This is a genomic window from Halobacterium sp. CBA1126, assembly GCF_009741975.1.
GTDB lineage: Archaea > Halobacteriota > Halobacteria > Halobacteriales > Halobacteriaceae > Halobacterium.
The window spans coordinates 1-9887 of record NZ_WPCF01000095.1 but is presented as its reverse complement, the minus strand read 5'-3'; the positions used below and the strand labels follow the sequence as shown (position 1 = coordinate 9887).

Below are 9887 nucleotides of genomic sequence, written 5' to 3'. Positions count from 1 at the left end.
GCGACGCCGTCGTCGTCGAGCGCGGCGCGGACGGCCTCGTCGCGCTCGCGGGCGAGCCCCGAGTAGTCGTAGTTCCAGACGACCCGCTCGGCGTCGTGCTCGGCGGCGAGGTCGGGCAGCACCGCCGACGGGTCGCCGCGGCGAATCAGGAGGTCGCTACCGAGGTCGCGGTAGCGTTCCCGGAGCGCGTCCAGCGCGTCGAGCACGAACGCCACGCGCGGCGGGCTGGCGTGCTCGAGGACGGCGTCGTCGAAGCAGAACACGGGGACGACGTCGCCCGCGTCGGCGGCCGCGGCGAGCCCGCGGTTGTCGGCCGTGCGGAGGTCGCGGCGGTGCCAGAACAGCTGCATGCCCCACCCGTGGGGGCGGCGTTGCGAAAAAGTACCGCTACTCGAACACGCGGAACGACCCGCGCCCGACCGCCACTTCCTCGGGCTCGCCGTCCTCGTCCTCGCAGGTGACCGTGACTTCGGCGACGCCGACGGTGGAGCCGACGCGGATGACCTCCGCTTCGGCGACGAGGTCGCCGCGCGCGGGCCGGAGGTAGGAGACGTTCAGGTCGATGGTGGCGACGCCCGCCGTCACGGGCTCGTCGAGGGTCGTGCGGACCGCGAGCCCGCCCGCGGTGTCGATGATGGTGGCGGCGATGCCGCCGTGGACGTTGCCCTCGCCGGCGCCGTGGTTCGTGAGCTTCTCGTCGTAGGGGATGCGGAGGGTCATCTCGCCGTCGTCGACGGCCTCCACCGAGAGGTCGAGGAACGAGAGGAAGCCGTGGTCGTCGACGTACGACTGGATGAACGCCTGCACGTCGTCGGCCTCGAACGCTGTCATGCGTTCGGATGCGCGGTCGCCGGGCAAAAGCCCACCGGGTCGGCCGCCGCCAACACCAGCATTATTGATGATAGACTCCGTTGGGCGGAGTAGCCGTGACGAACTTAGTCCGCAACATCGAGTCTGTCGTCGACGAGCAGCCCGAGCGACCCGCGGTCGTCTACGAGGACACCGAGCTGTCCTACGGCAAGTTCTGGGCCCAGACCGGCCAGTTCGCCGCCGCGCTCCGCGACGCCGGCGTCGAAGCCGGGGACGCGGTCGGCATCTACCTCCCGAACCTCCCGCAGTTCGTCGTCGCGTTCCACGGCGCCCTCCGCGCGGGGTGTGCGGTCGTGCCGATGAACCCCCAGTACAAGAGCCGCGAGATCGAACACCTGCTCTCGGACTCCGGCGCCGAGACGGTCGTCGCGCTCGCCGACGTCGTGCCGTTCGTCGAGGAGGTACGGGAGGACACCGAGGTCGAGCGCGTCGTCACCGTCGGCGGTGAGGCCGACGCGGGGACGCCGTTCCGGGAGTTCCTCACAGACGGCGACGACGGCGTCGCCGAGCGCGCTGACGACGACGTCGCCGTCCAGCCGTACACCTCGGGGACGACGGGGAAGCCGAAGGGCGTCCAGCTCACCCACCACAACCTCGCGTCGAACGCCCGGCAGTCGATGGACATCGTGCCGGACGGCCTCCAGCCGTCCGACCGCAAGATCGGCGTGCTGCCGCTGTTCCACATCTACGGGATGACCGTCGGGATGAACGCGACGCTGTTCGCGGGGGCTTCTTTCTACCCGCTGCCGGCGTGGGACGCCCAGGAGGCGATGGACCTCGTCGCGGACGCCGAGCTGACGCTGTTCGACGGCGTGCCCGCGATGTACAACGACGTCGTGAACCAGCCGAACGCCGAGTCGTTCGACCTCTCGTCGCTGCGGCAGTGCACGGTCGGCGGCTCCGGCATCCCCATCGAGGTGCTGCGGCGCTTCGAGGAGCTCTACCCCGTGAAAATCTACGAGGGGTACGGGCTCACCGAGACCAGCCCCGTCACCCACTTCAACAGCCCGAACTGGGGCCGCAGGGTGGGCTCCATCGGGAAACCCCTCGAGGGCATCGACGCCCGCATCGTCACCGAGGACTTCGAGGACGTGCCGCCAATCGAGGAGGGACCCGTGAACGAGGACGACGTCGAGATGGACGAAATCACGGGCGAACTCGTCGTCTCCGGGCCGAACGTGATGAAGGGCTACTCGGGGCTGCCGGAGGCCAACGAGGAGGCGTTCACCGAGCGGGACGGCAAGCGGTGGTTCCACACGGGCGACCTCGGGTACAGCGACGAGGACGGCTACTTCTACGTCGTCGACCGGAAGAAGCACATGATCAACACCGCGGGCTACAACGTCTACCCGCGGGAGGTCGAGGAACTGCTGTTCGAGCACGAGGCCGTCGCGGACGTCGCCGTCGTCGGCGTGCCGGACGACCGCCGCGGCGAGACGGTGAAGGCGTTCGTCGTGAAGGCGCCCGACGCGGACGTGACCGCGGACGAACTCAAGCAGTTCTGCCTCGACCGCCTCGCGGAGTACAAACACCCCCGCGAGGTGGAGTTCGTCGACGAACTCCCGCGGACGACCACGGGGAAGGTCCAGAAGTTCGAGCTCGTCGAGGAGTAGCGCAACCCCGCGCGGGTTGCCAGTAGTTGACACAGTTTTATGCGGGAACGCGGGGAACCACGAGCCGTGACTGCCCGCACCGTCCACCTGCCGGTCGCCGCACAGGACGCCCTCGACGACGTGGTCGGCATCGGCGAGCGCGCCGAGGCCCTCGGCTACGACCGCGTGTGGTTCCCGGAGACGTGGGGCCGGGACGCCGTGACCACGCTGGCCGCGCTCGCCGACCGAACCGACAGTATCGGCGTCGGCACGAGCATCGTGAACACGTACTCGCGGAGCGCGGCGCTGCTCGGCCAGACGGCCGCCACGCTCCAGGAGCACTCCGGCGGCCGGTTCCGCCTCGGCCTCGGGCCGAGCGGCCCCGCCGTCGTGGAGGGCTGGCACGGCGAGTCGTTCGGCAACCCCCTCAAGCGCACCCGCGAGTACGTCGACGTCGTCCGGAAAGTGCTGGCGGGCGAGCAGGTGGACTACGACGGCGACGTCGTCCAGACCCGGGGGTTCCGGCTGCGACAGGACCCGCCCGAGCCGACCCCGGACATCGACGTGACCGGCATGGGACCGAAAGCCGTCGAGCTCGCGGGCCGGTTCGCGGACGGCTGGCACGCGCTCATGTTCACGCGGGACGGCTTCGCGGACCGCTACGAGGACCTCCGGCGGGGCGCGAGCCTCGGCGACCGCGACGTCGGCGACGTCCGCACGACGTTCGTCCTGCCGTGCTGCGCGCTCGAGGACGGCGAGCGGGCCCGCGACCTCGCGCGCCAGCACCTCGCGTTCTACGTCGGCGGCATGGGGACGTTCTACCGCGACGCGCTCGCGCGACAGGGCCACGAGGACGCCGCCGAGACCATCCACGAGGCGTGGCAGGCCGGCGACCGCGAGCGCGCCGTCGGCCGCGTCTCCGACGACCTGCTGGACGCGCTGGCCGCCGCGGGTACCCCGGAGACAGTCCGCGAGCGAGTAGCCGACTTCGCCGCGGTCGACGGCGTCGACGCAATCGCCGTCTCGTTCCCGCGAGCGGCCGACCGCGAGGTCATCGACCGGACGCTCGAGGCCGTGGCGCCCGAGTGACGCCGCGCACTGCGCGGTCGAAGACTTCGACCGCTCTTTGAGTTATCCCACGTTCTTTCCGTTCGGCGCGTCGTGACAGCGCATGAACAGTCGAAGCAAGCGAGTCGTCTTGGTCGCGTTCGTCGGCGTGCTCGTCGCGACCGCTGGCTGCAGCGCGCTCGGACTCGGGAGTTCGGCGACGACGAACCTCCTGCTGGTCAACAACGACGAGACGAGCCACGACGTGACCGTCGAAGTACTGCACGACGGCGACAGCGTGTACAGCGAAGACGCGACCGTCGACGCCGAAACCGACGAGGAGCTGCCGGCGTTCGAGGGGAGCGGCGAGCACACCGTCGCCGTCACCGTCGACGGCGAGACGTCCGAACAGGTCTACGAGTTCACCGGAGACGACGACGCCGTCTCCATCGGCATCGACAACGACGCGACCGTCACCGTCGGGGGCTAGCTCACGGGAGCGCGTCGAGTCCGTCGCGCCGCCCGTCGAGCACGGCGAAGCGGTCGCCGCGGCGGCGTTCGAGCCAGTACAGCAGTCGCTCGGCCCACGCGAGTTTCCTCGCTTTCTGGTCGCCGACCGACGGGTCGTCGAAGTCCCAGCCCGGGAAGGCCAGTTCGGCGGCGCCGCAGTGGTCCGCGAGGAAGGCGGCGCGGTCGCCGTCCGTGAATCCGCCGAAGTTGTAGACCGCGTCCACTGGTTCGGCCTGCGTCGTCGCGAGGACGTGCTCGGCGTCGAACGTCGGGACGTGCTCGCGGACGGCGGGGATGTTGTCGCCGTGGGCGTGCGCCGCGACGGGCGTCCCGGACTCGGTGAGCCGTCGCGCAGTCTCGGGGTTCTTGTCGAGGTCCGTCACCATCAGGTCGACGCTCACGCCGGCGTCGGCGAGCACGTCGACGGCCGTCGACGCGGCGAACACGACGTCCGCGTCGGCCGCCGTCTCAGCCTCCCCGGCTAGCGAGGGCGCGCCCCCCGCGATAGCGACCCGCTGGCCCGTGCAGTCGAGCCGGGACAGGGCGAACGGCTCGGCGTACTCTGCGAGCACGTCCCGCGCCCGCTCGTCGGCGGCGCGGCCGAAGCCGAAGTCGGCGAGAATCTCCTCGTAGACCGGCGCCCAGTCGGCGAACTCCATGGCTGTCGCTACGAGGGCGAATAAATAAGAGGATTCCTGGTTCGAGCCGGGACGCCCCGCAAAGTACCCCTACCCGACGGGGGTCCGGCTTCCAATCCGGGATTTATCGCCCGCCGGTATAAGCTTTCTCGTTACGCGTGAGTCGTCCACGCCGCCGCGAGGTCCGCCAGCGGGCCGTCGCGGCCGTTCAGCGCGTCCGCAGCGGCGCGAAGCGTGCCGACGGGTGCGGCCACGAACGCCGGGTCGTCTCCCGCGACGGCGACCCCGAGGTCTTCGAGCGCCGCCCTGTCGCCGGTGTCGAGGCCCCGAACTTCGTACGCCCGGGCCGCCGCGTCCCCGGCCGCGTCGAGGTCGCCGTCCAGTCGCGCGACGTGGTGCTCGGCCTCCGCGACCGTCGTCACGTCCAGCTCTTCGACGCCCTCGGCGTCGTAGCGGTCGCGGCGGAACTCGTGGCCGATTAGCGCGGCGTCCCGGGTCTCCGCGACGTCGTGGGTGCGAATCACGTGAGCGCCGCGTTCGACGGCCATCGAGGTGGCGGCGAGCGAGACGGGGAGGGCCTCCTCGGTGGACCGGTCGGCCACCTCCCGGAGGAAGTTCTTGCGGTTGATGGAGACGAGGATTGGATGGCCGTGCCCGCGGAACTCCCGCAAGCGGTCGAAGGTCTCCCGGTCGTCAGCGAGAGTCTTCTCCTCGCTCCACCCGCCGAACGCGGGGTCGACGATGGTCTTGTCCGTGAAGCCGTTCTGCGCGAGCGCATCATAAATCTCGTCGACGTCCTCGATTGCGCCGGGGCGTTCGAGGTCCGGCGGGCTCGCCATCTTCGCGACGGCGACGTCGTGGGCCTCGCACACCTCGGGCATCTCGGGGTCGGCGAACCCGCAGATGTCGTTGACCATGTCGAAGCCCCGCGAGAGCGCCTCGTCGGCGACCTCCGCGTACCGCGTCTCGATGGAGAAGACGGCGTCGCCGTCGACGCGCCGGACGGTCTCGACGGCGGTGTCCAGCCGGTCGAGCTCCTGCTCGGGGGAGAGCACGTCGAACTTCTTGTTCGCGGACTCGAGGCCGACGTCGACGATGTCCGCGCCCTCGCCGACGAGTTCGTCGTCGACGTACGCGGCCGCCTCGTCCGGGTCGTCGAAGACGCTGGGGTCGTACGGCGATTCCTTCGAGACGTTCAACACGCCCATGATGCGGGGCGGGTGGCCGTCTCCGATCGGGAGGCCGGCGGCGTCGACCGTCTGCATGCCTCGATGGCGGGTCCCGTCCCCCAAAGGCGAATCGGTTCCGGGGTTCGCGGCCGCCTCCGCGGGGCGTGCCTTCACGCGACTTTTGTAGGTCGGCCGCGTACGCGCCGGTAATGAGCAAGGTGAGCATCGGCTTCCGGGGGTGGCGCTTCGACGAGGAGGAGGTCTTCGACGACGCCGGCGACTACCGGAGCTTCGACGAGATGCACGAGGACACGCGCGCACGGCTGCGCCGGCTGCCGACGCTGATGGACCGGCCCTGCGACGCCTGCTACCTCCTGCACGGCGACGACGACGAGTCGCGGAACACGCCCGCCGCGGTGTACGGCGAGCCGCGAGCGGAGGTGCTGCTGTGCGACGAACACGAGGTCGACTTCTACTACTGGTTCCTCGAGGACGGGGGCGAGCAGCACCGCGGCACCGAAGAGCTACAGGAAGCGTTCCGCGAGTGGTTCGCGGACGGCGGGCGCGCGCCGGAGTGGTACGACGGCCCCGAGCACGTCGCCACAGACCCCGGGGAGACGCCGGACCCGGACGTCCCCGACCCGGAGATTCAGAACGTCGAACTGCCCGAGGACGAGCAGGCCGGCATCGACCTCCGGCCGGAGATCGAGGACGCCGACGAGCTCGACCTCGACCTGGACGCGGAGTACCCGACCGGCGATGAGTAAGCCAGCCGTCGCGGTCGTGGACGCGGAGACGGCCGGCAACGTCGGCACCATCGCGCGGGCGATGAAGAACTTCGGCTTCGAGGAGCTCCTGCTCGTGGACCCGCCGTACCTCGGCCGTGACTCCGAGGCGTACGGGTTCGCCGGGCAGGCCCGCGAGGACGTGCTCCCGGACGCGCGCGAGCTCTCCTTCGAGGAGCTCACGTCGGAGTTCCACACGGTCGGCTTCACGGCCATCACGAACGAGGACGCGACCAAGCACGTCCGCTTCCCGTTCCGCACGCCCGCGGAGCTCTCCGAGAGCCTCGCGGACGTGGAGGCGGAGACGGCGCTGGTGTTCGGCCGCGAGCGCGTCGGCCTGACGAACGACGAACTCGCGGACATCGACGAGGTGGCGTCGATTCCCGCGAGCCACGACTACCCCGTGATGAACCTCGGGCAGGCTGCCACCGTCGCGCTGTACGATCTCCGGGACCTCGCGATGAACGAGACCCAGCTGCCGGACGTCGAGCGCCACCGCGCCGACGAGGAGGAGATCGAGCGCTTCTACGACCACGCCGAGGCGTTCCTCGACGCCGTCGACCACCCCGAGGAGAAACGCGAGAAGGCGATGCGGATGCTCCGCCGGATGGTGGGCCGCACCCATCCGACGGGCCGCGAGATCAACACCGTCCTCGGCCTGATGCGGCGCGCGCAGAACCAGATGGAGTAGCCCTCACTCGGGCAGCCACGGCGGCCGGTCGACGGTCGCCGTCCCGAACTCGGAGAGGCGGTACTCGCTCTGGCGCGTGAACTCGTCGTTGCCCCGCGTGACGTCGTACGACGCGACGTAGCCCGCCTCCGAGACTGTGACGTGGCCGCTCGCGTCGTTCGACGGAACCGAGTCCGGGTCCGTGATGCCGGTCACCGCGTACCTGACCGCCGTCGTCCCCTCGACGGTGACGGTTTCGGTGGCGTTCAGTTCGAGGCTCCCGAGCGGTCGCTCTAGCCCGGCCGTCACCGCGACGTCGGCCGTCGTCCAGTTCTCGTCGGGGTGCCGCTCTACCTCCTCCGTGGTCGGGTCGTACTCGAAGACGCCCTCGGAACTGTAGTACGCGTCCCTGTAGGAACCCAGCGTCGTGTCCGAGAACTGTATCGAGCCGGTGCCGGCGTCCACGTCGACCGTCCTGACGATCGTTCGATTCCCGTCGTCGTCGGTGATGACGAGCCGGGTCGTCCGGGAGGTGTTCTCGACGGTGTCGTAGTGCGTCGTCATCGCACTGTTGAGGTCCGTAATCCCGTCCTGCGACCACCCCGGCGGGTACGAGAAGTTCTCGACGGTCGTCTCGGGCTCGGGCTGGGAGTCCGGGGCGGACAGCCCGGCGCAGCCGGCGAGGACGAGGAGGGCGGCCAGTGCGATGGCGGGGAGGGCGCGGCGGGGACGCGTGAGCATGCCCCGACAGAGTGGCTACCGGCAAAGAAACTTGGGAGACCGGGGCCGAACATCTTCGCCGGCGAACGCCGATTTCAGCGCGTGATACTCGGGTGAGAGGGTTTTTCAGGGAGAGGTGGCTCCTCCGGGCTATGTCCGGGGCCACTAGTGACGCGGCCGTCGAGCGCGGACCGGTCCAGCGCTGGGAGGCAGCGATGCGAGACGTCGTGCGGTACACGCCGAGCGGGGACACGATTCCCGACGAGACGTGGCGGAGCCGCCACCGGAACGTCCTCGTCTTCCTCGCGGTCCACGTGCCCTTCCTGTTGTTGCTGGGGACGTACGAGGGGACGGAGTCGATGACCGGGGCGCAGATTCCCGAGATCCCGCTGACGATGGTGCTCCTCGAGGTCGGCGTCGTCGTGGCGCTCGGCGCGCTCGCGGCGATTCCGTGGTTCGGGCGGCGAACGCGGACCGGGCTGGCGACGATGGCGCTGGCGACGACGTCGGCGTTCCTCGTCCACTTCTCCGGCGGCTACATCGAGGCGCACTTCCACTTCTTCGTCGTGATGGCGGTCGTCGCGGTGTACGAGGACTGGGTGCCGTTCGCGCTCGGCATCGCGTACGTCGCCGTCCAGCACGGCTACTTCGGGATGATAGACCCGAGCCGCGTCTACAACCACGCCGCGGGCATCAACAACCCGTGGGCGTGGTCGTTCATCCACGCGGCGTTCGTGTTGCTGCTGGCGGGCGCGCTGCTCTCGCACTGGCAGTCGACCGAGCGCTCCCGCGAGGAGGCCCGCGAGCAGCTCGCGGAGGCCCGCGCGAAGACCGAGGAGGTCGAGGACCTGGAGGCCAAGCAGGCGGAACTGGAGCGCGCCCGCGAGCAGGCCGAGCAGGCCGAGGCCGAGGCGGAGGCCCGCAAGGAGGAGGTACAGCAGCTGTACGCGGAACTGGAGGCCGACGCTGACGCGTACAGCGCGGCGATGGAGCGGGCGGCCGCGGGCGACCTGAGCGTGCGGCTGGACGAGGACAGCGACAGCGACGCGATGCGGGAGATCGCGACGGCGTTCAACGCGATGATGGACGAGACCGAGCCGGCGATGCGGGAGATCCAGTCGTTCGCCGACGAGGTCGCGGCCGCCAGCGAGACCGCAGCCGAGGAGGCCGGGGACGCCGAGGACGCCAGCGAGGAGACCAGCGAGACTATCGGCGAAATCGCCCGTGGCGCCGACGAGCAACGCGAGATGCTCGAGACCGTCTCCGAGGAGATGACGAACCTCTCGGCGGCCGTCGAGGAGGTGGCGGCGTCCGCGGAGACGGTCGCGGACCGCTCCCACGAGACCGCCAGCATCGCCGAGGACGGGGAGGCGACCGCCGAGCGGGCCATCGAGAAATCAGGAGCGGCCCAGACGGCCATCGGCGAGACCGTGGAGAGCGTGGAGGCCCTCGACGAGCAGATGGCCGAAATCGGTGAGATCGTGGACCTCATCGCGGACGTCGCCGACCAGACGAACATGCTGGCGCTGAACGCGAACATCGAGGCGGCGCGCGCGGGCAGCGGGGGCGACGGCGGGCGCGGCGACGGGTTCGCGGTCGTCGCGAACGAGGTCAAACAGCTCGCCGAGGAGACCCGGGAGTCCGCCGGCGACATCGAGGCGCGCATCGAGGAGACCCAGTCGCAGACCGCGAGCGCGGTGGAGGCCGCCCACGAGGCCGAGCGGTCGATGGAGGCGGGCATCGAGGCGGTCGAGGAGGCCGTCGCGGCGTTCGGCCGGGTGGTCGAGAACGCCGAGGAGACCGACACGGGCATCCAGGTACAACTGCCTCGCGCCACAACACCCATCCGCGGTGCGGCCGGCGCCAGCCTCCTCAACGGGCGAGCT

At 70.3% G+C, this 9887-nt stretch carries 11 protein-coding genes; 6 read left to right on the top strand and 5 right to left on the bottom strand.

The window, feature by feature from the left end:
- Both GJ634_RS12050 and GJ634_RS12045 read right to left on the bottom strand, forming a co-directional pair.
- A partial coding sequence (locus GJ634_RS12050; RefSeq protein ID WP_197425511.1) for a deoxyribodipyrimidine photo-lyase occupies nt 1-350 on the bottom strand: 350 nt, incomplete at its 3' end.
- A 37-nt stretch (nt 351-387) separates the two neighbouring features.
- On the bottom strand, nt 388-831 hold the full coding sequence (locus GJ634_RS12045) for a PaaI family thioesterase (RefSeq protein WP_157502997.1): 444 nt from the start codon (nt 829-831) through the stop codon (nt 388-390).
- 95 nt (nt 832-926) lie between these two features.
- Here GJ634_RS12045 and GJ634_RS12040 point away from each other — a divergent pair, with 95 nt between their 5' ends.
- The 3 genes from GJ634_RS12040 (at nt 927) to GJ634_RS12030 (ending at nt 3999) form a co-directional block, all read left to right on the top strand.
- Entirely contained in the window at nt 927-2483 is a 1557-nt protein-coding gene (locus GJ634_RS12040; RefSeq protein WP_331714146.1) for a long-chain fatty acid--CoA ligase, read from the top strand.
- 66 nt (nt 2484-2549) lie between these two features.
- The gene (locus tag GJ634_RS12035) at nt 2550-3551 is read left to right on the top strand and encodes a TIGR04024 family LLM class F420-dependent oxidoreductase (protein ID WP_331714145.1); all 1002 of its coding nucleotides are present in this window, start codon (nt 2550-2552) and stop codon (nt 3549-3551) included.
- 82 nt (nt 3552-3633) lie between these two features.
- The gene (locus tag GJ634_RS12030; RefSeq protein ID WP_157502994.1) at nt 3634-3999 is read left to right on the top strand and encodes a hypothetical protein; all 366 of its coding nucleotides are present in this window, start codon (nt 3634-3636) and stop codon (nt 3997-3999) included.
- A 1-nt stretch (nt 4000) separates the two neighbouring features.
- On the opposite strand, the gene GJ634_RS12025 is transcribed toward GJ634_RS12030, so the two are convergent.
- Nucleotides 4001-4678, bottom strand: coding sequence for a 6-hydroxymethylpterin diphosphokinase MptE-like protein (locus GJ634_RS12025; RefSeq protein ID WP_157502993.1), 678 nt, complete (start codon nt 4676-4678; stop codon nt 4001-4003).
- Nucleotides 4679-4809: 131 nt separating this feature from the next.
- Entirely contained in the window at nt 4810-5922 is a 1113-nt protein-coding gene (folP, locus tag GJ634_RS12020; RefSeq protein ID WP_157502992.1) for a dihydropteroate synthase, read from the bottom strand.
- Nucleotides 5923-6035: 113 nt separating this feature from the next.
- Here folP and GJ634_RS12015 point away from each other — a divergent pair, with 113 nt between their 5' ends.
- A complete protein-coding gene (locus tag GJ634_RS12015) occupies nt 6036-6593 on the top strand; it encodes a hypothetical protein (RefSeq protein ID WP_157502991.1) in 558 nt (185 codons plus the stop codon).
- Nucleotides 6586-7302, top strand: coding sequence for an RNA methyltransferase (locus GJ634_RS12010; protein ID WP_157502990.1), 717 nt, complete (start codon nt 6586-6588; stop codon nt 7300-7302). The genes GJ634_RS12015 and GJ634_RS12010 overlap by 8 nt, the downstream gene beginning before the upstream one ends.
- 3 nt (nt 7303-7305) lie before the next feature.
- Here the strand turns inward: GJ634_RS12010 and GJ634_RS12005 are convergent, their stop codons facing one another.
- Nucleotides 7306-8022, bottom strand: coding sequence for a hypothetical protein (locus GJ634_RS12005; RefSeq protein WP_157502989.1), 717 nt, complete (start codon nt 8020-8022; stop codon nt 7306-7308).
- A 131-nt stretch (nt 8023-8153) separates the two neighbouring features.
- Between GJ634_RS12005 and GJ634_RS12000 the strand changes: the two genes are divergently transcribed.
- On the top strand, nt 8154-9887 hold a 1734-nt coding region (locus tag GJ634_RS12000; protein WP_157502988.1), incomplete at its 3' end, for a methyl-accepting chemotaxis protein.

Bases quoted from the DNA above. Each gene is read 5' to 3' on its own strand.
- GJ634_RS12045 (WP_157502997.1), bottom strand. From the start codon at position 831: ATGACAGCGTTCGAGGCCGACGACGTGCAGGCGTTCATCCAGTCGTAC.
- GJ634_RS12030 (WP_157502994.1), top strand. From the start codon at position 3,634: ATGAACAGTCGAAGCAAGCGAGTCGTCTTGGTCGCGTTCGTCGGCGTG.
- GJ634_RS12025 (WP_157502993.1), bottom strand. From the start codon at position 4,678: ATGGAGTTCGCCGACTGGGCGCCGGTCTACGAGGAGATTCTCGCCGAC.
- folP (WP_157502992.1), bottom strand. From the start codon at position 5,922: ATGCAGACGGTCGACGCCGCCGGCCTCCCGATCGGAGACGGCCACCCG.
- GJ634_RS12015 (WP_157502991.1), top strand. From the start codon at position 6,036: ATGAGCAAGGTGAGCATCGGCTTCCGGGGGTGGCGCTTCGACGAGGAG.
- GJ634_RS12010 (WP_157502990.1), top strand. From the start codon at position 6,586: ATGAGTAAGCCAGCCGTCGCGGTCGTGGACGCGGAGACGGCCGGCAAC.
- GJ634_RS12005 (WP_157502989.1), bottom strand. From the start codon at position 8,022: ATGCTCACGCGTCCCCGCCGCGCCCTCCCCGCCATCGCACTGGCCGCC.